26 protein-coding genes are annotated in these 23,713 nt (G+C 55.5%); 1 reads left to right on the top strand and 25 read right to left on the bottom strand.

Annotated features, from left to right (window positions below; genetic code table 11):
• Positions 1-58: 58 nt before the first annotated feature.
• From ACFFSY_RS27110 to ACFFSY_RS27025, 18 genes are all read right to left on the bottom strand, one after another.
• Positions 59-1,573: an AAA family ATPase gene (locus ACFFSY_RS27110; protein WP_377500053.1), complete on the bottom strand. Its 1,515-nt coding sequence runs from the start codon at positions 1,571-1,573 to the stop codon at positions 59-61.
• Complete coding sequence (locus tag ACFFSY_RS27105) at positions 1,566-2,102, bottom strand: hypothetical protein (RefSeq protein ID WP_377500052.1); 537 nt, start codon at positions 2,100-2,102, stop codon at positions 1,566-1,568. Before ACFFSY_RS27105 ends, ACFFSY_RS27110 begins: the two co-directional genes overlap by 8 nt.
• Positions 2,103-2,400: 298 nt before the next feature.
• A complete protein-coding gene (locus ACFFSY_RS27100; RefSeq protein ID WP_377500050.1) occupies positions 2,401-2,931 on the bottom strand; it encodes a cell wall elongation regulator TseB-like domain-containing protein in 531 nt (176 codons plus the stop codon).
• Positions 2,931-4,232: an amidohydrolase gene (locus tag ACFFSY_RS27095; protein ID WP_377500048.1), complete on the bottom strand. Its 1,302-nt coding sequence runs from the start codon at positions 4,230-4,232 to the stop codon at positions 2,931-2,933. The genes ACFFSY_RS27100 and ACFFSY_RS27095 overlap by 1 nt, the downstream gene beginning before the upstream one ends.
• The gene (locus ACFFSY_RS27090) at positions 4,213-4,872 is read right to left on the bottom strand and encodes a redox-sensing transcriptional repressor Rex (protein WP_377500046.1); all 660 of its coding nucleotides are present in this window, start codon (positions 4,870-4,872) and stop codon (positions 4,213-4,215) included. Before ACFFSY_RS27090 ends, ACFFSY_RS27095 begins: the two co-directional genes overlap by 20 nt.
• Positions 4,869-7,736: an ATP-dependent DNA helicase DinG, 3'-5' exoribonuclease type gene (locus ACFFSY_RS27085; protein ID WP_377500045.1), complete on the bottom strand. Its 2,868-nt coding sequence runs from the start codon at positions 7,734-7,736 to the stop codon at positions 4,869-4,871. The genes ACFFSY_RS27090 and ACFFSY_RS27085 overlap by 4 nt, the downstream gene beginning before the upstream one ends.
• 27 nt (positions 7,737-7,763) lie before the next feature.
• Positions 7,764-8,513, bottom strand: coding sequence for a tetratricopeptide repeat protein (locus ACFFSY_RS27080; protein ID WP_377500043.1), 750 nt, complete (start codon positions 8,511-8,513; stop codon positions 7,764-7,766).
• A 114-nt stretch (positions 8,514-8,627) separates the two neighbouring features.
• Complete coding sequence (gene panD, locus ACFFSY_RS27075) at positions 8,628-9,011, bottom strand: aspartate 1-decarboxylase (protein WP_377500040.1); 384 nt, start codon at positions 9,009-9,011, stop codon at positions 8,628-8,630.
• On the bottom strand, positions 9,004-9,894 hold the full coding sequence (panC, locus tag ACFFSY_RS27070) for a pantoate--beta-alanine ligase (protein WP_377500037.1): 891 nt from the start codon (positions 9,892-9,894) through the stop codon (positions 9,004-9,006). The genes panD and panC overlap by 8 nt, the downstream gene beginning before the upstream one ends.
• Positions 9,891-10,805, bottom strand: coding sequence for a 3-methyl-2-oxobutanoate hydroxymethyltransferase (panB, locus tag ACFFSY_RS27065; RefSeq protein ID WP_377500035.1), 915 nt, complete (start codon positions 10,803-10,805; stop codon positions 9,891-9,893). Before panB ends, panC begins: the two co-directional genes overlap by 4 nt.
• Before the next feature lie 275 nt (positions 10,806-11,080).
• Entirely contained in the window at positions 11,081-12,064 is a 984-nt protein-coding gene (locus ACFFSY_RS27060) for a biotin--[acetyl-CoA-carboxylase] ligase (RefSeq protein WP_377500033.1), read from the bottom strand.
• Positions 12,061-13,425, bottom strand: a complete 1,365-nt coding sequence (locus ACFFSY_RS27055) for a CCA tRNA nucleotidyltransferase (protein WP_377500031.1) — start codon at positions 13,423-13,425, stop codon at positions 12,061-12,063. The genes ACFFSY_RS27060 and ACFFSY_RS27055 overlap by 4 nt, the downstream gene beginning before the upstream one ends.
• Before the next feature lie 22 nt (positions 13,426-13,447).
• Positions 13,448-14,611, bottom strand: coding sequence for an N-acetyl-alpha-D-glucosaminyl L-malate synthase BshA (gene bshA, locus ACFFSY_RS27050; protein WP_377500029.1), 1,164 nt, complete (start codon positions 14,609-14,611; stop codon positions 13,448-13,450).
• Positions 14,612-14,673: 62 nt separating this feature from the next.
• Positions 14,674-15,372 carry a bacillithiol biosynthesis deacetylase BshB1 gene (gene bshB1 / locus ACFFSY_RS27045; RefSeq protein WP_377500027.1) on the bottom strand — a complete coding sequence of 233 codons (699 nt, stop codon included), beginning with the start codon at positions 15,370-15,372 and terminating at the stop codon, positions 14,674-14,676.
• Positions 15,373-15,381: 9 nt separating this feature from the next.
• Positions 15,382-15,792 (bottom strand): methylglyoxal synthase, encoded by a 411-nt coding sequence (gene mgsA / locus ACFFSY_RS27040; RefSeq protein ID WP_148928226.1) that lies wholly within the window; start codon positions 15,790-15,792, stop codon positions 15,382-15,384.
• Positions 15,793-15,831: 39 nt separating this feature from the next.
• Entirely contained in the window at positions 15,832-16,635 is an 804-nt protein-coding gene (dapB, locus tag ACFFSY_RS27035; protein WP_377500025.1) for a 4-hydroxy-tetrahydrodipicolinate reductase, read from the bottom strand.
• A 24-nt stretch (positions 16,636-16,659) separates the two neighbouring features.
• Positions 16,660-17,196, bottom strand: a complete 537-nt coding sequence (locus ACFFSY_RS27030; RefSeq protein WP_377500023.1) for a tetratricopeptide repeat protein — start codon at positions 17,194-17,196, stop codon at positions 16,660-16,662.
• Positions 17,197-17,252: 56 nt separating this feature from the next.
• Positions 17,253-17,600, bottom strand: a complete 348-nt coding sequence (locus ACFFSY_RS27025; RefSeq protein ID WP_377500021.1) for a nucleotide pyrophosphohydrolase — start codon at positions 17,598-17,600, stop codon at positions 17,253-17,255.
• A 141-nt stretch (positions 17,601-17,741) separates the two neighbouring features.
• Here ACFFSY_RS27025 and ACFFSY_RS27020 point away from each other — a divergent pair, with 141 nt between their 5' ends.
• A complete protein-coding gene (locus tag ACFFSY_RS27020; protein ID WP_377500019.1) occupies positions 17,742-18,608 on the top strand; it encodes a YitT family protein in 867 nt (288 codons plus the stop codon).
• Here the strand turns inward: ACFFSY_RS27020 and ACFFSY_RS27015 are convergent, their stop codons facing one another.
• The 7 genes from ACFFSY_RS27015 to ACFFSY_RS26985 form a co-directional block, all read right to left on the bottom strand.
• Positions 18,609-19,565 carry a sporulation protein YpjB gene (locus ACFFSY_RS27015; RefSeq protein WP_377500017.1) on the bottom strand — a complete coding sequence of 319 codons (957 nt, stop codon included), beginning with the start codon at positions 19,563-19,565 and terminating at the stop codon, positions 18,609-18,611.
• Between the two features lie 43 nt (positions 19,566-19,608).
• Positions 19,609-20,229 carry a DUF1405 domain-containing protein gene (locus ACFFSY_RS27010; protein WP_377500015.1) on the bottom strand — a complete coding sequence of 207 codons (621 nt, stop codon included), beginning with the start codon at positions 20,227-20,229 and terminating at the stop codon, positions 19,609-19,611.
• 116 nt (positions 20,230-20,345) lie between these two features.
• Positions 20,346-21,230, bottom strand: coding sequence for a c-type cytochrome (locus ACFFSY_RS27005; protein WP_377500013.1), 885 nt, complete (start codon positions 21,228-21,230; stop codon positions 20,346-20,348).
• Positions 21,231-21,252: 22 nt separating this feature from the next.
• A complete protein-coding gene (gene qcrB / locus ACFFSY_RS27000) occupies positions 21,253-21,924 on the bottom strand; it encodes a menaquinol-cytochrome c reductase cytochrome b subunit (RefSeq protein WP_377500011.1) in 672 nt (223 codons plus the stop codon).
• Between the two features lie 17 nt (positions 21,925-21,941).
• On the bottom strand, positions 21,942-22,466 hold the full coding sequence (locus ACFFSY_RS26995; protein ID WP_377500009.1) for a Rieske (2Fe-2S) protein: 525 nt from the start codon (positions 22,464-22,466) through the stop codon (positions 21,942-21,944).
• A gap of 261 nt (positions 22,467-22,727) precedes the next feature.
• Positions 22,728-23,147: a DUF2487 family protein gene (locus ACFFSY_RS26990; protein ID WP_377500007.1), complete on the bottom strand. Its 420-nt coding sequence runs from the start codon at positions 23,145-23,147 to the stop codon at positions 22,728-22,730.
• A 192-nt stretch (positions 23,148-23,339) separates the two neighbouring features.
• Positions 23,340-23,522 carry an IDEAL domain-containing protein gene (locus ACFFSY_RS26985; protein WP_377500005.1) on the bottom strand — a complete coding sequence of 61 codons (183 nt, stop codon included), beginning with the start codon at positions 23,520-23,522 and terminating at the stop codon, positions 23,340-23,342.
• Positions 23,523-23,713 lie beyond the last annotated feature (191 nt).

Genomic DNA, 23,713 nt, shown 5'->3' with positions numbered 1-23,713 from the left:
CATATTAAGGATGAAAAACAAAAACGCCGTGCAGCGATTAGCTGTACGGCGTCGAACGTTATGCAGACTGCGTAGTTGGTTCATTCGGACTGTTGCCGAGCAGCGTACGGAATCGGTCCCCATCAATCGTCTCTTCTGCGATCAACACGTCAAGCGACTGAAGGAAAACGTGGCGCTGCTCATTAAGCATGAGCTTGACGCGATTCATTAATTCGTCGAGAATCGCCGCGTTCACGTGCGCCCATTTGTCCGGCGTCATCATCGAGTTGTCGACGATGCCCATCTCGGTCAAGCCGGATTCCACCATCGAGCGGACGATGTTCATCGCTTGATCGAAGTCGCCGCGGGAACCGGTGCTGCGGTCGCCGTAGAACAGCTCTTCGGCGGCAGCGCCGCCAAGCGCGACCATAATCTGACCTTCCAAGAAAGCTCGCGTATACAAGTAGCGATCCTGCTGCGGATTATGACGCACGTAACCAAGCGCTTGACCGCGCGGCGACAAGGCGACTTGGGATACGCTGCCGGGGCGAACAAGCTCTGCCGTAATCGCATGGCCCAGCTCGTGAAGGGCGACGCGCTCGCGTTCTTCCTTCGTCGCTTCGCGGTCGGTGCGCTCGCCCATCATCACTTTATCGATCGCCATCGACAAATGCCGGTTCGAGATCGTATCGCTCTCTTCGCGAAGCGCATAGATCGCCGCCTCGTTCATCACGCTCTCGAGCTGAGCGCCGGAGAATCCGAACGATTCCGATGCCACTTTCTCCAGATCCGTCTCTGCGGCCAGCGGTTTGTTCCGGGCATGAATGCTCAGAATATGCGAGCGCCCTTTCTTGTCCGGCAGATCGACCGTAATATGGCGGTCGAAGCGTCCCGGGCGCAGCAGCGCCGCGTCGAGCATTTCCTTGCGGTTCGTGGCCGCGATGAGCAGGATACGCGGCGATTCCGACGTATGAATGCCGTCCATCTCCGTCAGAAGCTGGTTCAGCGTCTGGTCGTATTCGCGATGCTGCCCGCCGTCGCGTTTGCCGCCAATTACATCGATCTCGTCGATGAAGACGACAGCGCTCGTTTTGTTCGCCTTGATGGCTTTCTGACGCGCTTCTTTAAACAAATCGCGAATGCGGCTCGCACCGACGCCGACGTACATCTCGACGAACTCCGCGCCCGATGCGGCGACATAGATGGAATCCGTATAACTTGCAGCGGCTTTAGCCAACAGCGTTTTACCCGTTCCCGGAGGGCCCGTAAGCAGAATGCCCTTCAACGGGCGAATGCCCATCTTTGTAATCTGCTCCTCATGGACCAGAAAATCGAGCGCTTCGATCAGTTCCTGCTTCGCACGGTCCTGACCGCCGATCTCTTCGAAGGACAACGGCGCAGCCGGGCGAACCTTCGTTCTGCGGTCGCCGCCAATGGCGGCCAGGTTGCCGCGCGAGCGCGCCACATAGATAACGCCAGTCAAGATCGCGGCGGATACGACTAGCGGCATAATGTTAATATGGGCGATGAACTGAAGGAAAATAATCAAGACCGGAATAAAACCAATCGCGATTTCCTTCGAATAGTTACGCATTCGGCCACACCCCCAGTTGATTCGGCGTACGAGGCAAAATCACGTGCTTGACAGCCTCGCCATCCTTCAAAGTAATGTATACGTTCGTCTCGTCCATCTCCGACGTGGCGGTAACGCCTTTATACTGATTCTCGATCGTGACCATCGCCGCCGGAATTTGCGCATATTGCCGGTTCTCCATCGCCTGCGCGATATCGAACAGCTTGGCCGACCAGATATCGTTAAGCTTCTCATCCGCCTGCTTGTTCTGGATCTGAAGCTCCAGCGTACGGTTACCGATGACCGAATCGCCTTTCTCCGCGATGGTGTCATAGACTTTGCGGATGTTCGCGTCCGGCTTCAGCGTCAACTGTACGGTTACGTTGTCGCGTCCGACGACCGGAGTCGCATTCGCAACGCCCGGCACTTCTTTCACGATCTGCTCCAACGGCTGGACTGTCGCCACGTTCCGGTATGCATACCATCCCCCGATAAGCAAAGATGCGGACAATACGGCGGTCATCATCGTTGGGAGTACTTTTATTCTCATGGCTGAAAAGCCCCCTCTCGCATAATCGTCAATTCCGTCTATCTCGATATCAATACTAATCTGATATACTCTAGTATAGCATACATGATAGATCAATCTTGTGTGTAAGTGCTGGCAGTCTTGGCAGCCATTCAATTGTGCTCCATCCGAAGCCGTGTCTCATCAACCTGAACACAGTGTAACGCATCCCGAAGTAATATTCACGGATCAAAATGTTCCACGGTACGATGTTCCACGAATTCCACGCGTTCTGCGACAACGCCAAAAAACCGCTGCAGGCAGCAGCGGTTTTTTGGCGTTATTTCTTCGGCAAATTATAAGTAATGATGTAAGCACCGTCGTTGTACCGATAAAAGTCATAATAATACATTTGCTCGCCGGATTGATCGCGGGCGTAGAACAATTCCCATACCGGCTGGCCTTCCAGCAGTCCCAGCTGCATTTGCTTCAAATCTGCATCAGGCTTTCCTTGAAAAAATTGCTCCTTCAGCTGGGCTCGGATGACGCTATCCTTCTTCTTCCGCACGATAAACTGGTCCAGCTTCTCGCCGGTTAACCACACGACGGCGTCGTCGCCGTCCGTGTCCTTCCCTTCCACCACCCAAGCCGTCGTATCCCACACATACTTGTAGGCATCTTTCGTGGAGACGAGACCGGCGGTCTGTTTCGCCTGCCACTTCGCTTGGTTCTCTTCCTCCCACCGCGGGCCTTGAACGTGCATGTAATAAGCGTTGAGGCCGACCAGCAGCGTCACCAGGACGACCGCTGAAAATAACGCAATCCGCACGGGCGTCCAAAACGGTGAACGTTTGCGACGTACTGTTCGCATTAACGGGCGAGCAACCCTTCGAATGCACGTTGAGCTTCGGCCATAATTTGCTCCTCGTCGAGCAGCGTGCACACGCCCGACTTCACGACCTGGCGGCCGTCAACCCAGACATGCTGCACGTCGCGGCCTGAGCCGCTGTACACGAGATGCGAGACGATATCCGTCTGCGGGTAGAAATGCGGCTGTTCCGTATTAATGGCAATGAAATCGGCCTTCATGCCGGTTTTCAGCGCGCCGATCTCGTCCGCTTGCCAGATCGCCCGAGCTCCATAGACGGTTCCCATGCGGAGCGCTTCTATTGCCGGGATCGCCGTCGGGTCGCCGGAGACGCCTTTGTGAATCAGCGCCGCGATGCGAATCTCGTCGAACAAATCCAAGTTGTTGTTGCTAGCCGCGCTGTCCGTGCCAAGCGATACGGTGACGCCCGCTCTCAGCAGGTCGGGGACGCGCGCGACGCCGCTTGCCAGCTTCAAATTCGACGCCGGATTATGGGAAATGGCTACGCCGCGCTCGGCCAGCAGCGCAATTTCCTCATCGTTCAAGTGCACGGCATGCGCAACGAGCGACGGCCGGGAGAAGAAGCCCAGCTTGTCGAGATGCTCAACCGGCCGCGTGCCGTAATCGTTCACGTTCTGCTGGACTTCCGCTGCGGACTCGGACATATGCGTATGAAGCGGCACGTTCAACTCATGGGCCGCTGCGACGATACGCTCAATGTAATCCGGCGGACACGTGTAAGGCGCATGCGGCGACAGCATCGTACGGATCCGCCCGTTTGCCTGACCATTCCAGTCCTTGGCGAACTGCTTCGCTTCCTCCAGCTTCGCGGTCTGCTCCGCCGGCGAGCATAAGCCGATTACGCCGCGTGTCAGCACGCCGCGCATACCCGACTGCTCGACGACCTTTGCCAGAATCGGCATCCGGTCATACATGTCCACGAACGTCGTCGTGCCGGATTTCAACATTTCAATGACCGCCAGGGCATTACCCCAATGCGCGTCATCGTCGTTGAACTTGCCTTCCATTGGCCACATCTTATCTTGCAGCCATACTTGAAGCGCTTCATCATCCGAGTAGCCGCGCAGCAGCGACATCGCCGAATGGGCATGCGTATTGATCAAGCCCGGCATGAAGACCAAGCCTCTGCCGTTGATGCGCTCCGCCCCTTCGGGAGCCGGCGACGGAGCAGCCTCGCCTATGTATGTAATGCGGTCGTTCTCTACAACCATATGGCCTCTCACCAAAGGCTGATTATCGTCCATCGTGACGAAGGTGCCGTTCTCAATCCACAACCGGTTCATTCTCGGTCTCTCCTTCTTTCTCCAAATAATAGGCCAGACTAAGCAGGTCGCGTGTAAAATCCGCATAATGAATACGAACGTGTTCGGGTACGCGCAGAATGACAGGCGCGAAGTTCAAGATCCCTTCGACGCCTGCCGCAACGAAACGGTCCGCCACGTTCTGCGCTTCGAATGCCGGCACCGTGATGATGCCGATTCGAATGTTCAGCTCTTTGACCTTCTCGATCAAACTGTCCATAGGCTGCACGGTCAGACTGTTAATCTTCGTGCCGACGATCGGCGCGTGCGCGTCGAATACCGCCGTTATTTTCATATTATCCTTCAAATACGTATTATAATTGCATAACGCGCGGCCCAAATTACCGGCACCGACCAGTCCGACGCTGAGCGGCTGGTCTAGTTTCAGGATCTGCCGGATTTTCTCGATGAGATAGGACACATCGTAACCGATCCCTTTGCGCCCGAACTCGCCGAAATAAGCTAAGTCTTTGCGAATTTGCGCCGGATTCAGATCGAGTTTGTTGCCAAGTTCCTGAGAGGAGACCGTCTGAATATCCCGCTTATGCAAATCGCCGAGCACTTGAAGATAGACGGGAAGCCGGCGCACGACGGCCTCGGAAATTTTGAACGTCTTCGTCATGAGCGAACCTCCTCTCCTGTTTCGGTGGACAACCAATTGCGAATGCGCGGGACGATTTGATCCAAATGCATGGTCTCGATCTTCGGACCCGGCAGCGAATATAGGAAATATTTGCCGTAGTAGGTATCAATGACGCGCGTATCATAAATCAGCACGATTCCTTTGTCCTTCGAGGTGCGCACGAGCCGGCCGAAGCCTTGCTTGAATTTGATGACAGCTTGCGGCACCGACAACTTCATGAATGGGTTCTGCTTCTGCTGCTGCAGCAGCTCCGACTTCGCTTCGATCAAAGGATGGTTCGGCGGTTGGAACGGAAGACGGACGATCGCAAGACATGTCAGCGCATCCCCCGGTATATCGACGCCTTCCCAGAAGCTGCTCGTGCCCAATAGGACGGACTTGGCCTGCTGCTGGAACCGCTTGGTCAACTTGCTGCGATTGCCGCTGTCAATGCCCTGCCCGATAAGCTGAATGCCGCTTGCGGCGAGCAGCTCCTTCAACGGGTCGTACACTTGCTTCAGCATCCTGTACGAGGTGAACAGGACGAGCATCCGTCCTTTCGTCTCCACGGCAGTATCGGCCAGCGACTTGATTAGCAGTTCGTTAAAGTAAGGATCGCCGGCAGCCCCTTTCAATACGGGCAAATTGCGCGGGATTACGACGAGCGCCTGCTCTCTGTAGTTGAACGGAGATGGCAGTTGAACCGTCTTCAGCCTGCCGTTCTTCTCGTCTTCCGCCAGCCCCAGCTGCTCCGCTGCGTATTGGAACGACTTCTGGACCGACAACGTGGCGGAGGTAAGCACGACGCTCTTCTTGGCATCGAAGAAGTGAGTGCGAAGCTGTTCGCTCACGTCGGCCGGAACGGCATAGAGGTGAATCGACTTGGCCCGGAAATTCGTATTCGCTTCCAGCCAGTAGACCATATCGATCTTATCCGCCTTCATAAAGGTACGCAGCTCGTCGCGCGCGCGGGTCAAATCTTTGACGGTGCCGCTTAAGTCCGTCACCATCGCGGTGATCACCGTATCGTCGACCTCATCCTTGATCTCGCTGAACACTTTGTCGAGCGTTCGCACGATTTTGCTCAAATGGCCGTGCACGCTCTCTTCCACGATCTGCGCATCGCTCCACCCTTTCGGCAAATTGCCGTGACGCAATCGCAGTACCAGCTGCCCGGTCTCCGCCGAATCGGATGAACCGCTGCCCATCATGGCATAGAGCAGTTCGTACAACCGATCCCAATCATCCCGCAAGTCGCCGAAGTCCGGCAAAATCTCGTCAATCTTCTCCCGCCAAGCCAGCGACTTGTCGGAAGGCTCGCCCGCTAGCTTGTGAATCAGGCTGATCAATTGACCGTTGCGTGCGTCCTTCGCCAGACGGATAACGGGATGCTGCACGGATAAATACGAAATTTGCGTGCCCAGATGCTTGCCGGCGACTTCCTCGAGGTGATGGGCTTCGTCGACGATCAGTTGCTCGTAGCCTGGCAATAACCGGTGATCGGCGCGGATATCGGTGAACAGCATCGAGTGATTCGTAATGACGACGTCCGCAAGATTCGCTTCCTGCTTCGCTCTATGGTAGTAGCACCGCTTGAACCACGGGCAGCTTCGATTCAGACAGGAGTCCGCGTCGCTGGCAACCGTTCCCCAGAATTCCGTGCCTTTGTTGCCGAAATTGAGTTCTTCTTGATCGCCGTGTCCGGTCTCCGACAGCCATACGACCATCTGCGAAGCCGTGATCCGGTCCTCCGTAGGCGAGGCGAAATCATGCATGTTCACTTTGCCTTCGAATTTGCGCAGGCACAAATAGTTGCCGCGCCCCTTGAAGATGGCTGCCCGGAATGGCGCCGGCATTACCTGCTGCAGCAGCGGCAGATCCCGCTGACGCAGCTGTTCCTGCAAATTGATCGTATGCGTGCTGACGACTATCTTCTTGTCTTGCTGGATACCATAAAACAGAGCGGGGATGAGATAACCGAGCGATTTGCCCGTTCCCGTTCCCGCTTCAATCAACAGATGCCGGTTCTGCTCAAGCGCGGCCAGCACCTCAGTAAACATTATATTTTGAGGCTCACGTTCCTCGTAACCGGGGATGAGCGCCTTAATATTCTCTTTTAGTCCGCCTAGAAACTCGTCGAACGTCCATTCCGCAACGGGTATGTTTTCGCCTTCACGCGGCGGCTGCTCTTCCGTCCAGTCGCCGGCTTGCATCGCGAACTGCCTGAAATACTGATAGGCATCCGAATCCACGGAGGACATCGTTTCCTTGCGAATCGCGATCTCGTTCACGAGCCAGCCCGTATCGTCGATGGCGTCTCCAAGCAGCGAAGCGATGCGCTGCAGCGTTAGCAGCGGCAATTGCTCCAATTTGCGATAACACGCCGCAAATAGCTCAGCCGTTGCCATTGCGTCGCTATCGGCCCGGTGATGCTGATCGTGCGCAATGCCGAAATGCTCCGTAACCGAACCGAGTTGATACGAGGTCAACGTCGGATACAAAATCCGCAGCAAGTCGATCGTGTCCAGCTTCCGGCCGTCGAAGGTCATATAGCCGCTTCGCTCCAGCGCTTGGTTCAGAAAGCCGGCGTCGAAACCGACATTGTGGGCGACCAATACCGCGTCGCCTAGCAACGGGATCACTTCGAGCAGCACGTCGTCGATTGGCTTGGCATCCGCGACCATATTGTCATCGATGCCCGTCAGCTGCGTGATAAAGACCGGAATCGGAATCGTCGGCTTGACGAAGCTGCTGTACGATCGAATCGTCTGCATCTCTTCGTCAAGCAGCACGAGACCGACTTGTATAATTTCATCACCGGCACCGTGGCCGGTCGTCTCTAAATCCAAAACCGCATAGTTCATCTTCCGCTACTCGATCCTCTCCGCATACTAAAGCTGCCCGCTACCGAAATAAAGTGATAAGTGCCCATTCTGCTGCTGACATGATTTCAAATTCGATAAAGGGTCGGTAAAAGCCGGGTCAGTCTCGTGCGCCTTCAAGAAATAACGTTCTGCCTGCTCCAAATTCATTCGTACCGCTTGAATACAGCCAAGCGCGTTATATCCGAGCGCCTGCCACTTGGGGTGATCGGTCAGCTCGACGAGCAGTTGAAAATGTCTTTGCGCTTCCTGCCATTGTTGAAGATGCATATACGTCATCGCCAAGAACAGGCGCGCCATGTTGTTCTCCGGTGCCGCGTACACTGCTTGCTCGAAGTGATCGGCAGCCTCTTTGAACATGAATAATTTGAAATACCCTTGCCCCTTGACCATCAAGCTCGTCTCGAGGCTTGGATCTTGCATGATCGGCTGAGTCTGCTTCGGTCCCGATGATTGGGGCGAGTGCTCCTCGGCCGTCTTCACGGTACCAGGCTTGCTGGCTGGGGCAGCCGCCAATCCGCTCGCCCCGGGCGCAGCGCCGGGCGGCTTGCCCGTATCCGGCGCGTCCCGGTACGTATCTCGAAATTCGGCCAGCTTCTCCTCGAAGAGCAGCCATTCCTCGATAAAGGTGTCGCTCATTGATTTTAACATGGATAATTGCTCGAAGTACCGTTTCTTCTGATCGTGTTCGGCGCTGCCAAAATGGATCATGATTTCGTCAAGCAGTTCGTGCATCGTTGCGAATACATGCTGGAACATCGCCTGCATCCCCACCTTCACGCGTCGAATTTGAGTGAAATGTTATGCTCATTCTTTGCGCGGGGGATGTTTTTCATACTCCATGGCAGTCGTTACACAATCGAGCCAACCGGTTTAGATGCTGACGCCGTGAACTTCTTCATAATGGGAGTCCACTGGTTTGTTGCCGGCGTCCATCAATACGATCTTAGGCTTATACTGGCGTGCTTCTTCCTCGGTCATCATGCCGTACGAAATAATGATGATGTTATCGCCAGGCTGCACAAGACGCGCCGCGGCGCCGTTCAAGCAGATAACGCCGGAGCCGCGAGGGCCGGTAATGACATAGGTCTCGAGCCGGGCGCCATTGTTATTGTTGACGATCTGGACCTTCTCGTTCGCCCAGATGTCGGCCAGCTCCATCAGGTCTTCGTCGATCGTGATGCTCCCCACATAATTCAGGTTCGCTTCCGTCACGGTCGCGCGGTGAATTTTCGATTTCATCATCGTTCTAAACATGGTAGCCACCTCCGTGCAATTCCATCAAGCGGTTATCGATCAATCTCGTTCGGCCGAATTTGACGGCCAGCGCAACGAGAATTTTTCCATTGTGACTAATAATCTCGGCATCGTCGTGCAGCGATTCCAGGTCGGGATAGGTCAGCACTTCGGCATAATCGATCTTAGCCAATGGCGCTTGTCCGATCGACTCCTTTATTTTATCCGAAAGGGCGCGATTCGTCATGCCCGGGGATTTCACCCATTCCTCGGCGCGCGCAAGCGTCCGGGAGAGGATCACCGCTTGGCTGCGCTCCTCCTCGCTCAAGTAGACGTTGCGGGAACTTAAGGCAAGTCCGTCCGCCTCGCGTACGGTCTCGCACGGCACGATTCGGACCGGAATGTTCAAGTCTTCCGTCATCCGCTCAATGACCGCTACCTGCTGGGCGTCTTTCATGCCGAAGTAGGCACGGTCTGGCTGAACGAGATGGAACAGCTTGCTCACGACGAGCCCTACCCCGTCAAAGTGACCCGGCCGGGAAGCGCCGCACAGTCGTTCCGTCACGCCGCCGATCATCACCTTGGTCACTGGCTTCTTCGGGTACATCTCCGCGACCGACGGCATGAAGACCACGTCGATTCCGTTCTTCTCCGCAATCTGTATATCGCGCGCAGCGTCTCGCGGATATTGGTCGAAATCCTCATTCGGACCGAATTGCATGGGATTGACGAAGATGGAGAGCACGGCATAGCCGCACTCTTCCTTCGCTCTTCGCATCAAGCTCGCATGCCCTTCATGCAGGAAGCCCATCGTCGGCACGAAGCCGATGAATTGTCTCGGGTGAGCCTCCCGCTGTGCGCTTAGAGCCGCGTGCAATTGTTCGATCGTCTCGGCGATGATCACCCTCTAGCGCCTCCTTGATGCTGCAGTTCCTTCGCGGGAGCTTCGGCCGCGGCTGCCGCCTGTTCTTGGCCCCCGTAAAGGCTGGCGACCTCTTGCTGCTCCTGAACGCCGAAAGCATGCTGTTCGGCCGGGAACGCCCGAGATTTAACCTCCGTTACATAAGACGAGATCGCCTCCCGGATGGTTGTGCCGATATCCGCATACGTCTTGACGAACTTCTTCTCCCGATAGGGCGAAGCGTATTTCAGCAAGTCATGGTAGACGAGCACTTGGCCGTCGCAGCCGCGTCCCGCGCCGATGCCGATCGTCGGAATCGACAGCTCCTTCGTGATCGCCGCGGCCAGCGGTTCGGTCACGAGTTCAAGCACGATGGCGAACGCGCCGGCAGCTTCCAGCGCCTTGGCGTCGTCAATGAGCTGCTGCGCTTCTTTCGGAAGCTTGCCTTGCACTTTATAGCCGCCCAACTGATGGACCGATTGCGGCGTCAGTCCGATATGGCCCATTACCGGGATTCCGGCGCGCACGAGCGCCGCTACCTCGTCCGCGATATCCGCGCCGCCTTCCATCTTCACCGCATGCGCGCGGCCTTCCTGCATGAGACGTGCCGCATTGCGCAGCGTCGACTCAACGCTTAACCGGTATGTCATAAAGCTAAGGTCAGCCACGACGAACGTGTTCGCCGCTCCCCGCACGGTCGCGCGCGTATGGTACACCATATCATCGAGCGTGACCGGTATCGTTGTATCGTAGCCAAGCACGACGTTGCCGAGCGAGTCGCCGACTAAAATAATGTCGATGCCCGCTTCCTCGGCAAGCTTAGCGGATGGGTAGTCATAGGCGGTCAGCATGGAGATCGCTTCTCCTTGCTGCTTCATTTTTTTCATCTTCGTAATGGTGAGTGCTTGTTTCATGTCGTCATCCTCCTTTTAGGATTAGGGTAAACACAAATAAACCTTTTAGCCGCCGCTAAAAAGGTCCCATATCGAAAAGGAGCATCTTTCGCTGCTTGCGCAAGCTTCCTTCTGTCTCGGTCCCTAACGGCTCAGAGCAGAATACGCACTGCCATGCAAATATTGGTCAATCTCCTGCAAGACCGTTCGTTCAGGTGCAGTTCGCCCCATCCGCGATACCGCCCCGATAACGGTTTCCAGTTATGCCTATTATACCAGATCGCCCCCGGAATCGTCTATGAACGCGAATCCAAGGGCCGTACCGCTTCCGCGGAGAAGACGGGAAGCTCCGATCCGTCCGCCAGCCGCACGAGCAGCGCGCCGCTCTCGGTCAGCGCAACGGGCACGCCTTCAACCACGCCCCCAGGGGTCATAAGCTTCGCTGGCTTATGCAGCGTGACTGAGAGGGCTTCCCATAGCGATTGAATCGTCGCGAAGCCTTCCTTCAAGTACAAACGGTACAGGTGCTCGAACTGCTTGACGAATGCCCCGACCACGCTTGCCCGGTCGACGATCTCGCCCGAAGCGATTCGAAGCGAAGTCGCGATCTCCGCCAGTTCGGAAGGGTAATCTTCTATAGTCAAATTTACACTTATGCCGATTCCCATGATGACGTGACGGATCCGCTCGTCCTCAGCCGATGACTCCAGCAGGATGCCGCTAATTTTTTTGCCGTTGATCAGCAAATCGTTCGGCCATTTGATGCCGATCTCAACCGGCACAAGCTCCTTTAGCGCTCTGCACAGCGCAACCGCCGCCAACAACGTGAGCTGCGGCGCAAACTGAAGCGGCAAGCTCGGACGGAGCACCATGCTCATGTAGATGCCTTTGCCGGCGGGCGACACCCAGGCGCGGCCCATTCGTCCGCGTCCGCTCGTCTGCTGCTCCGCGATGACGAGCGTCCCTTCCTCTGCGCCTTCCTCGGCCAGTTTATGGGCGATATTTTGCGTGGAGTCCGTCGTCTCGAACAATTTGATGCCGGATACGAGCGTCGTGCCCTGCAGGTTGCCGAGCAGCTCCACCATCGTCATCCGGGACGGTCTGCCTGTCAGCCGGTAGCCTAACCGAGGGGAGGCTTCGATCCTATATCCCTGAGCTTCCAGCTTCCGGATCTGCTTCCAGATGGCTGTGCGGCTGATCCCAAGCTCGCGGCTAAGCCGCTCGCCCGAAACGTATTGCTCGCCGCCTTCCTCCAGCAGCGTCAAAATGCGATTGCTCATCTTGTTTCGCCTCTGCTTTCTCTCTGACTCTCCAGCGCTTCCGCGGCCTTCAGCAGCGTCTCCTTCTTGTTCTCCACTCTACCATGGGCAGCCTCGCGCAGCAGTTCCTTCAACAGCTGCCCGAGCCATGGACCGCTCGGCTTTCGAAAATGGCTCATCACATCGGCGCCCGTCACGGCAAGACCTCGCATGTCCGTCACCGCCATCTCCTCCCGCAACTCGCGAAGGAGGGTCGGAAGTGACGCGTATAGACCGCGATCTTGCCCGGCACCTGCATTGTCAAGCGGTAGATGCTCCAGCGCATACAGCCAGTTGTCCGCGATCTGCGCGCCGTGCGATAAGATGGCGTCCATCCAGAAGCGTCTCAACTCTTGAAGTGCTCGGGCTTCTTCGACTGCGCCTTCATTGACCTTGATTCTACCGATACTTGCATCCATCCGCTCAGCCAAGCTCATCGTCAAACCGAAATTCGTTCTGCGGCTGTTGGCATACTTGAGCGCTTCAAACAAAGCATCGGCATCTTCCGGCGCTAGTCCAAGAATCAGACCGGTTCGCAGCCAGTTATAGTCGACCGGCTTGTCCTTGTCGGCCGTTCCATCGTCCCACGCCGCCTCGAAGCCTGCGAACGGCGCATGCGGATGAGCGGCCTCCTGCTTCGTCAAACAGCTAGGCAGCCGTTCTTTGGTATGCGCGAGCAAGCCGCTGCGGGCAAACAAAACGGCAGCCCGCCGAGGGTGGCTGCCGCTCATCATTTTATCGGCTTCCGCGCCGATTCGCTCCATCGCTACGTGCCGCAGCAAAGGCGCATGCCGCTTCAGCGCACGCCACGTCCCGAGCGCGATCCGCAGCCGGAATTCCCCGGCGAACCGAACCGCGCGCACCATCCGAAGCGCATCCTCTTGGAATCTCGCGTCGGCTTCGCCTACGCAGCGGAGAATGCCGCGATCGATATCGCCGGCGCCTCCGTAGGGATCGACCAATGTTCCATCGGCGCGAACCGCCATTGCGTTCATCGTGAAATCCCGTCGGAGCAGATCCGCTTCAAGACTCGTCACGAATTGCACCGCCTGCGGTCTTCGATATTGTTCGTATTCGGACTCCGTCCGGTACGTCGTCACTTCGTAAGGTGTATTTCCCATCATGACCGTAACGGTCCCGTGTTTGAGACCGGTCGGGATATGGTTCGGGAATAAGGCAATCACTTGATCAGGCGTGGCCGACGTCGCCAGGTCCACATCCTTGATCGTTCGTCCCATATACGTATCTCGTACGCATCCGCCTACGAATACGGCCTCATACCCGTGCGCCTGCAGCGTCTCTAAGACGGGAAGCGCTCGAGTCATCTCTTGCGCCAGCTTCATGCCGCGCTCCCTCCTCGGCTTGCTATTCGCTACAGATTGGCTGCGGCAGATCTGCTTCAATGCCCAGCACGCGGTAGTAGATCCGTTCGTATTCCGCCGTGATCAAGTCGTTACAGAACCTCGTTCTGGCCCGGTGCAAACAAGCTTCGCGGAATTTCTGATACATCGCTTCATTGCGCAATAACATGATAGCATGCTCGGCCATCGTATCCGTGTCGCCGATCGGTGCCAGGAAGCCTGTTTCTCCGTGCGTGACAAGTTCAGGAATGCCGCCCGCTACCGAACCGATCGTCGGCACGCCGCAAGCCATCGCTTCCAGCGCGACCAAACCGAAGCTTTCTTTCTCCGACGGGAGCAGCATCAAGTCTGCCATCGAGATAACATGCGCCACATCGTCCTGTTTACCCAGGAAATGGACGCGGTCCTCAAGACCCATTGACCGAATTTTGTGTTGGATTTTGGGCAAATCCGGTCCTTCGCCGACAAGCAGCAGCCGACTTGGCACTTCCTCCGCCACTTTGGCGAAGACCTCCACGACGTCGCTGACGCGTTTGACCGGGCGGAAGTTCGAAATGTGCATGAGGATTTTCTCGCCGTCACGTACGAAATCGTTCCGCAACGAAGCGCAGCTGCGCGGATAGTAAATGCGTTTGTCGACGAAGTTATACGTCAGGTCGATCGGATTATCGATATCGAGCAGATCCTTCGTTTCGTTGATCAGATCTTGAGATACGGCTGTCACCGCATCGCTTGAATTGATCGCGAGCCGGATTAAATCCTTGAGTGATTCGTCTTGCGCGAGCACCGTAATATCCGTCCCGTGCAGCGTGGTGACGGTCTTGATATCTCCGCCGATCATCTGCTTCGCTAGCAGCGCACAGATTGCATGCGGAACAGCATAATGCACATGCAGCAGGTCCAGATTCTGCATTTTGGCGACCTGAGCCATTTTGCTTGCTAGCGACAGATCATACGGCGGATAGCGGAAGACGTAATAATCGTTAACTTCTACTTCGTGGAAAAAAATATTCTTCTTGAACTGGCCGAGCCGAAACGGAATGCTGTGCGTTATAAAATGGATTTCGTGCCCTTTCTCGGCTAGCAGCTTGCCGAGCTCTGTCGCAACAACGCCTGAACCTCCGAGTGTTGGGTAACAGGTAATGCCGATTTTGAGAGGTCTCGCCACGGTTCCCACCTCCTGGTGCGTATCTTTAGACAACTATATGCATGATGTGACGAAAACTGGCGTTAAAAAAATGCAACGGGATGCGGACGTTTGGTCGTAAACCCTTCCGCATAATCCCAGCCGCGTGTTTGCCCTAGCAGCAAATCCCTTGCCGCCACACGTTCAACATAACGATCGGTCAGCGGGGTGTCGACATGGTCTTGACCGAGACTCGCCGGATTGAACTGCGACTTGTACGCCTGAAGCGAAGCGATCTTGCGCTCGTAGCATTCACTCACGTCCACCATGAGCGTCGTCTCCGCCGAATCGTTAATATAATAGAAAATGAGCTGTTCGACGTTGACCGGAGGCATGTCCGGTGCATATTTGCGAAGCTTCGCATTAAACACCGCTTCTTCGACCAAGCGGCTGCATGCCACATGATCGGGGTGCCGATCTTCCCAATAAGGCGCGAACACAATGCGCGGACGCAATCTTCTGATCTCGCGTACGATCGCCTCGACCTGGTCCGGCGAACCGTTCAACCCGCGGTCCGGCAGACCGAGACAGGAACGTTCGGATAGACCAAGCACCGCGGAAGCTTCGGCGGCTTCCAGCCGCCTTGATTCCACGGTGCCATTCGATGACATCTCCGCCTCGGTCAAATCGCAAATCGCCGTCTTCCAGCCCGCCTGCGCATGCTTGGCCAACGTGCCGGCCATGCCGATCTCCACGTCGTCCGGGTGCGCGCCGAACGCCAAAATATCGACCGAATATGTCATGGTTGCTCCCTACTCCGGTTTGTATTTATGAACAAGCTCTCGCCATGCGAAGTCGCCGCGCTGCAGCGCTTTGACGAGCAGTTCGGCTGTCGCCACGTTGGTCGCGACCGGAATGCCCTGCACGTCGCACAGGCGAAGAAGGGCAATAATGTCCGGCTCGTGCGGCTGTGCCATGAGCGGATCGCGAAGGAAGATGATCAGATCCATCTCATTCGTCGCTACCAATGCCCCGATCTGCTGGTCGCCGCCGAGCGGGCCCGACATGAAACGGTTGATCGACAGCGAAGTCTGTTCCATGATGCGGGTTCCCGTCGTCCCCGTCGAATACAGCGTATGGCCTTCGAAGACGGGTTCGTACGCCGTCACGAAGTTCACCATTTCGTCTTTCTTGCGGTCATGCGCGATAAACGCGATATTCATGCTGTGCTCTCCTCTCCCGTTATCCCGGTACCGTCCGTTCTACTCCATTATGTGCTCGAATCCGTAGATAAGTCCCTCGTACGTCATGACTTTCTTCACCGCATGATTGACACCCGGCATATAGCCCGCCCGGTCATAGGAATCGTGACGAATCTTGAGCGTCTGGCCAAAGGCGCCAAACACCACTTCCTGCTGGGCGAAGACGCCCGGCAGACGAACGCTATGTATGCGAAAGCCGTTATAATACCCGCCTCGCGAGCCTTCGATGATTTCTTCCTCGCTCGGATTACCTTGGCGAAGCTCGCCGCGAACTTCCGAAATGAGCTCGGCCGTCTTGATGGACGTGCCAGATGGCGCATCAAGCTTCTGATCGCCGTGATACTCGATTATCTCCAGATGCGGCATGTACTTGGAAGCTTCAGCCGCGAACTTCATCATCAGAATGGCGCCGATGGAGAAGTTTGGCGCGATTAAAGCGCCGAGCCCCCGCTCTTGGCACAGCTTGTCCAGCTCTTGCATTTGCTCTTGAGTAATACCGGTTGTCCCAATGACCGGGCGCACGCCGTGCGTGATGGCCGTCCTTGCGTTCTCGTATCCGACCTGCGGAATGGAGAAATCGACAAGCACATCGGCCTTGGCCGCGGCTAACGCCGACTCGAGATCCGTTGCGGTCATTACGCCGCAAGCCGCGACTCCCGCAAGGATGCCTGCATCCACGCCGCCAGCAGACGGGGAGACGGCTGCGACGAGCTCGAGCGTTTCGTCCTGGAGGACCATCTTGACGACTTCGCGTCCCATTCGGCCACGAGCTCCCGCAACCGCCACTTTGATTCGATCAGTCATATCGTACGTAACCACCTGTCTACATTATCTTCTCTTCTTCCGGACAATCGTTCGAAACGTACCGCGCATGTTGCGGTTCACGTCGGCAAGCAGCCGCTGCGCTGCCGAATGATGCGGGTCGAGTTTCATCGCTTCGCGCGCGTACTCCGCCGCTTCTCCGAAACGGTTCTGCGACGCATAGGCAGCGCCCAGCAGGAGCAGCACCTCTACATTAAGCGGGTCAAGGCTCGCCGCGTACTTCAGCTTCTCGATCGCGCTTTCGGTATCTGGCGGCGTTCTGCCGAGCAACGCTTCGACTTCCCGCACCAACAGCTTCGCTTGCACGGTCTGCAGCTGGAACCGGAATTCATCCGAGCTCGGATCAAGCGCCGCGGCGCGCTGCGCATGGTGCAGCGCCTTCTGCGTCTTGCCGCTCCGCAAGCATGTAATGGAACATTTATAATGATGCGACGCGTGATCCGGCTCCAGCTCGATCGCTTGTTCGAACCAGCCGATGGCCTGCTCATAATCGCCGTTCAAGATGGCTTCGTAAGCTTTCTTTATGCAGCTTTCTCCATCCATCCGCCCACCCTCCTTGTCTTAACGGTTGATGGTAACAGCATATGAAGAAGGTGCGGTTACGGTTCGATGTTTTTTGGCGTCCAGCGGCCGGCGTCGCGCGTATTGAATTTATGCATAACCCGGTCATGTGCCTCGGTCAGGTCGATGCCCAGCGAATTCGCGAAGCATATGACGATGAATAAAATGTCGCCAAGCTCCATCTCGATAGAGTTATCTGCCTCATCCGCTTTCTTCGGCTTCTCGCCGAACCGATGGTTCACTTCTCTTGCCAGCTCGCCAACCTCTTCGGTCATGCGGGCAAGCATGGAGAGCGGGCTGAAATAACCTTCTTTAAACTGCGAAATATAACGGTCCACTTCGCGCTGCACTTCGGCGAGCGACTTCTCGGATGCGTTCTCGTTCATCGCGTTAATCCAATCCTTCCCTCAGGTTCACTCCATATGTTATCGTAAAGCGTCCGTGAAAACAATGCTTTTCGAAAGCGCTCAAATCAGCCATACTAGACAAGGCAACCTTAGTTTTTGGGCAGAAAGGAGTTTTACATCATGAACGCACGGCTCTCCGCCTTGCTGCGTCAGGTGCCGCTTATCACCCTGGGCACCGCCATTTATGCGTTCGGCTTGCAGTACTTCATTATTCCGAATCAACTTATGGAGGGTGGCGTAACGGGCATCGGGGTCCTGCTGAATTACGCGATCGGTCTCCCGCTCTCGGTCTCCACGCTATTGCTGAACATTCCGCTATTCATCATCGGCTGGAAGGTGCTCGGCAAAGGTCAGATGGGACTGTCCATTTACGGCACGGTCTCGCTCTCATTCTTCCTCTGGCTGATCGAGAAAGGCGTGGAAGCGGAATGGATCGAGCCGCTCCATACGTCGCACGACTACATACTTGCCGCCCTGTACGCGGGGGTCACGACTGGCGCGGGACTCGGCATCGTATTCCGTTTCGGCGGCACGACTGGCGGCGCAGACATCATCGCGCGCATTGCCTCCAAGACGCGCGGCTGGAGCATGGGACAAGTTATCCTCACGCTGGATGCCTTCATCATAGGAGCTTCGCTTCTATATATATCGAAGGAAAAAGTACTCTACACCCTCGTTATTGTTTTCATCGCCGCACGCGTGATCGATTTCATTCAAGAAGGAGCTTACGCGGCCAAAGCGTTCCAGGTATTCACCGACCACGGGCCGGAGATTTCGGCACTGATTACGAAGGAGATGGAACGGGGCGTAACGTTGTTCGACGCGAAAGGCGCATATTCTGGCAATAAAAAACAGGTCGTCTACTGCGTGATCGCGCGCCATGAAATCCGGCGTCTTAAGACGATCATTCGCAGTATCGACCCGCGGGCATTCGTTGTCATTTCCGACGTGCACGACGTACTCGGCGAAGGGTTCAAAGAAGAATAATCATGCATCTCGTTCCCAAGGCGATTTGGGCGGCGGGTAAGACGCACCGTGGCTTTCCTCGAATTTATACCTTTGCCATCCTACGAAAGCAAGGATACCCATGACGAAGGCGGCGATAAACATCGTCGCCAACTGTTCGCGGGCCGCCATGTCCGGCACCAATGGCATTATTCGTGCCGGTGCTGGATCAGTGGCGGCCGCTTCGGACGGTTCCCCCGAGGCCGGCTTCGTTACGGAGCTGTCGCCAAAAAGCATATCCGCCGAGTTTTGCAGCTCCAGCCAAACACGATCCAAATTACGGTTTCGCTCTTTCGCGCCGCTGCTTTTCGCCGCGTACACGATCGCATATTCCATCCGGTTCATCAACTCTTGAAAATGCGTCACATCGGCTTCCGGCCTCTCCAACAGCGCCGCCACCTCGAATCGTTCGGCATGAATGCGCAGCACGTTCAGCGCGGCAAGTTCAGCCGAAGACCGATCCTCCCACTCGATTACCCATGCCTGGCGCAATCTCTCCAGATCTTCCTGTACGACGTTCTGATATTGAAGCCATAACGGAGAAGAACGATAAAGCGCGTCAATCGCCAGTCTCAGTCGCGCCGCATGCAGATAGGCTTCCTCCCCGTTCGGTTTTTGAGCGAAAGCCTTCTTGGCGGATTGGATGCTTGCATCGAACGCTTTCCACCCTTTCGACGTGCCCATAGCCCGAACCTCGGTTCGCTTGGACTCCCGCTCCAATTGGATTAGCGCCGTATATGCAAGCTGACGGTTACCCTTATTCGCGGCATCGTAGAGCTCGTCCGCTATCCGAATGGCTTTAATTCCGCTCGTCGCCGTGTTCGCGTACGATTCGGACTTCTCATGAACCGCTGCAGTTCGTACCCAGTCGCTCGCGCAGCCCGACGTGATCATCAAGATCGCTGCCAATACGAGTGTCGCGCCGATTGTTTTCCTCACATGCATCCCCCCACTGTCTAAATGTATGGGGGGATGTCCCTACTTATGCTTCGATCCTTCTTGCTTTTCGGCCAAGCTGCAGGAACAGCAGCGTGAGAAGCAGGCTAAACAGCGTCAACCCGAACGTAAAGTTGCGAACGGCTTGCACGACCCTATCCAATACCTCCGGCAGCCAAGGGTAGATGTTATAGGTATAATCCATCGTATCGTTCAACCACAGCCAGCAGCCGGCGGCGAACGCCGCCCATCGGCCAAACGTGAAGAAACGGACGAATAACAGCCCTTCAATCGCCATGCTTAAATGCGAGACGATCAGCATATAGTGCTGCCATACGAGTTGATCGCCTTTCATGGCGCCGGCCACGATCATGACGACCGCCCAAATCCCGTACTTCACCGAAGTGACGACGCCCAGGGCCTCAATGATCATCCGAATCCCCCGCGCGACCGGTCCTGCGCTAGTCGAGAGCGGGAATAGCAAATAGATTAACGCCAGCGTGAAGAACAAGCTCGCCGTCGGGCTGTCCGGTACGAAGACCAGCTGCCAGGCTGGCTGCGTCTGCGACGTATCGATCAGCTGATCGCCATACCAATAGTAGCCGTACACGGTTCCAAGCGCATTGACGACGAGCAGCAGCCACAGGACGCGCCGATCCAGCAGCACAGCTCGACTCACCAAAAAAGAAAATAGCGACACTGCCCATTGCCCCTTCCTCTATCCCAAACCCATTCTCTTCAAAAAAAACCTGATCGCGATAAAACGATCAGGTTCTTCATCCATTATTCAGCTTGCTTCTGTTTCGATAGCCATGTCGTGAGCTGGTCGATTTGCTCGGCGCTCAGGTTCTGCCCGAATGCCGGCATTCTTCCGCCGCCCAGGCCATTGGTGACAATTTCAACCAATTCTTCTTTGGAATGACGGTCGCCAACGCCGCGCAGTGCAGGGACGTTCGCGCTCTCATTACCCTTGAGATCGGTTGCATGGCAGCCTACGCAGTTGGCTTTGACGATTTCCATAACAGGATCGTCCGGCTCCACGATTGGAACAACGGCTTCTTCTACCGGTACACCGCCATTCGCTTGCGCTTTCTCCCACTCTTCGCGAGCTTTCTCTTCCCGAACGTGGTGCTCTGGAATCGTGTTCGTGATTTCAAGCTCGTGTTCGTAGTGGTCCCAAGATACTTTCGTCAAGTAGAACAACGAGAACAGCGACAGCAACATTAAGGATGTTGCGATCGGACGTCTGTAGAACCGGCGCTCTTTGCCCGTATCCAGGAACGGAGCAAGCAGCAGCGACGCGAATGCGATACCCGGCACGCCGAGAATACCGAATGCCACGTAATCACCGGAAGCATAAGGATATTTCAGGAATTGATACATAAACAGGAAGTACCAGTCCGGCATTGGAATGAATGCCGCGTTCGTCGGATCTGCCGGATAACCGAGCGGTGCCGGTTCCGCAATCGTCAGAACGAGAAACCCAACCAACGCCACGCATCCAACCATCCATTCCTTCAGCAGGAAGTTCGGAATGAACGCTTCCGATTTACCCGGGAATGCCGTGTAGTCCGGCGGGATTGTATCACTGCCGACGCTCTTAGGCTTCTTCACCCGGGAGTCGCCGACATAAATTACTTTTTCGTTCGATTTGTGACCATGTGCCATTCGCGAATTACCTCCCTTCGGCTTAGAGTGGTCCAGAAATGCCTTGACGGCGGATCATGATAAAGTGAGCCCCAAGCAGCGCAAGAAGCGCGCCTGGCAGGAAGAACACGTGGATCGCGAAGAAGCGAGTCAGCGTCTCGGCGCCGATAATGTCGCCGCCCTGCAGCAATTCTTTAATGTAAGGCCCGATATACGGCACGGCTTCTGCGATCTGCATGCCGACTTTCGTCGCGAAATAAGCTTTGTTATCCCATGGCAGCAGGTAGCCTGTAAAGCCAAGGCCGAGCATGATGAAGAAGATCAACATGCCGACAACCCAGTTCATCTCGCGCGGCGCCTTGTAGGAGCCCGTGAAGAAGACGCGAAGCGTATGTAAGAACATCATGACAAGCACAAGGCTTGCGCCCCAGTGATGCATACCGCGCACGATGCCGCCGAACGCGACTTTGTGCTGGAGGTAGTCGACGCTTTTGTAAGCGTTCAAAATATCCGGGACGAAATACATGGTCAGGAACATCCCCGACAAAATTTGGATGACCGTGATGAAAAACGTCAATCCGCCAAAGCAATACACGAATGCGGAGAAGTGGTGGGCCGGGTTAACGTGTTCCGGAACTTCATGGTCCGCAACGTCCCTCCACAGCGGCGTAATATCAAGACGTTCGTCAATCCAGTTGTACACATTTTTCAACATCTGAGCCTACGCCCTCCTTATACCCGTGAATTCTCTTTGATCGGTCCGAGGTAAATCCAGCCTTCCTTGACTTCGAGTTCATACTCGTCAAGCGGCTTCGGCGCTACGGAGAGATTCTTGCCTTCGATCGTGTAGTGCGCGCCGTGACACGGGCACACGTACTCGTTGTTCTTCTCCGTGTTCCAGCCGATCGTGCAGCCCAAATGCTTGCAGACTGGAGAGAGAGCATAATATTTCCCCTGCTCGTCCTTTCTGATCCAAGCCGTTTGTTCCGGATCGCTCACGTACCAGCCATCGATCTGGTGAATCTTAAACTTGAATTCCTGCGGTTCGTTCGTTACTTTCGATTCTTCAACAACCTTGATCAAGGTGCTGCCGCTTTTCTTTTTAAGAATCGGATCAACCGCGAAACGAACCATTGGCAGCGTTACGCCAGCAGCCATGAAAGCCGTTGCGCCTCCGAGCGTATATGACAAAAATTGACGTCGGGACATTTCGTTGCGTTTCACCGGTCGATGTGCGTTCTGATCGTGGTTACTCATCTTGTTCTACCCCCTTTGCCAACCATATCTTGCGTCTTGCCCAAATGGCAAAACGTATGACGAACTTAGGACATTTCCTATAATAGCCTAGGTCATATGGAGCGTCAAGAATACTGCCAAAGTTTTGCTGGACGGAACAAAAACCCATTTTGAAATTGTTACGATTTTGTCACAATTGACCTGCTATGGCATTTGTTTTTCCCATATCGCATTCGCCTTATGCAGTTGCTGTCGATTCCGGCGGAAAAACAACGGCGCCGCTTAACGTCCAAGCCATAATTTGCGCACTGCCGTACTTACCTCTTCCGCTTGAGGCGGATGGCCCTGTGCGTCGGCGCTGACAATCAAGTCGGCGCTAACCAGCTTGTCCTTCCATCCTTCAGCATGGAAAGCGACCGCCACGATGACGTATTTGAATCCAGCCGTCTTCAAATTCGCGCAGATCACCTCGACTTTGTCGGTTAGAGCGTCTTTGTCGGCATATTGGCAAGCCGGGTAGGTGACGATCCGTCCTTTGAAAGGCTGCTCGACCAAGTCGAGCACATCGCGCAGCCGTTCCAGCGCCGCGGTCGCTTCGAAAGGCAGTTCGATTCCGCTAAGGCCCGTTACCGGCAGTACGGCGGTATCGAGGTAAAGCGCAAGCTCCGCCCATTGGTCCGGCGACAGTTCACTGAATTTCATGGTTTACTTTTCCCCTTCGCGAGTAGCTTCATTATTCCCCCAAACATCCCTTTATCCTACCATATTATCGACGCCTACGGAACGATGCGCTATACTCGCCAGCTTTAACGAAATGCCAATCGAATTTGCACGTAAAATAACCTACGCGGTGAAGATGGTCCTTCGCCGCGTAGGTTCGTTGGGCGCACGTGTTTAGGCGTGCAGCGTCTTTAATTCATCCGTCAGTCTGCGAAACGTATCCTTGTCACCCGAAGCAAGCGCTTTGTCGATCGCCTGGTACAATCGCTTCGACCGAAATTCCACAACTGCCTTATCCAGCACCATCTCGGCCGCGAGTCCGAGCATGGCTTCGTACGATACTTTCATTTTGTCCATAGGATCACCTCCAAGCTTTCGTTCAAAGATATCCTATACTCATTCCCCTGGCCGAACTGTCTCTCATCGTCCGCATGATGCTCTTGCATGCCTTCATATTCGGGTTCAAGCGAAAGCGATAGGTTTAACCAATATCCGCTTCTACTAAATTATATTCTCCGGCGTGAACAGCCGTATCCTGCGTTTGCCCT

The organism is Paenibacillus aurantiacus (assembly GCF_042431225.1).
In the GTDB taxonomy this organism is placed as follows: Bacteria; Bacillota; Bacilli; order Paenibacillales; family Paenibacillaceae; genus Paenibacillus_Z; species Paenibacillus_Z aurantiacus.
This window is presented reverse-complemented; position numbering and strand designations above follow the sequence as displayed.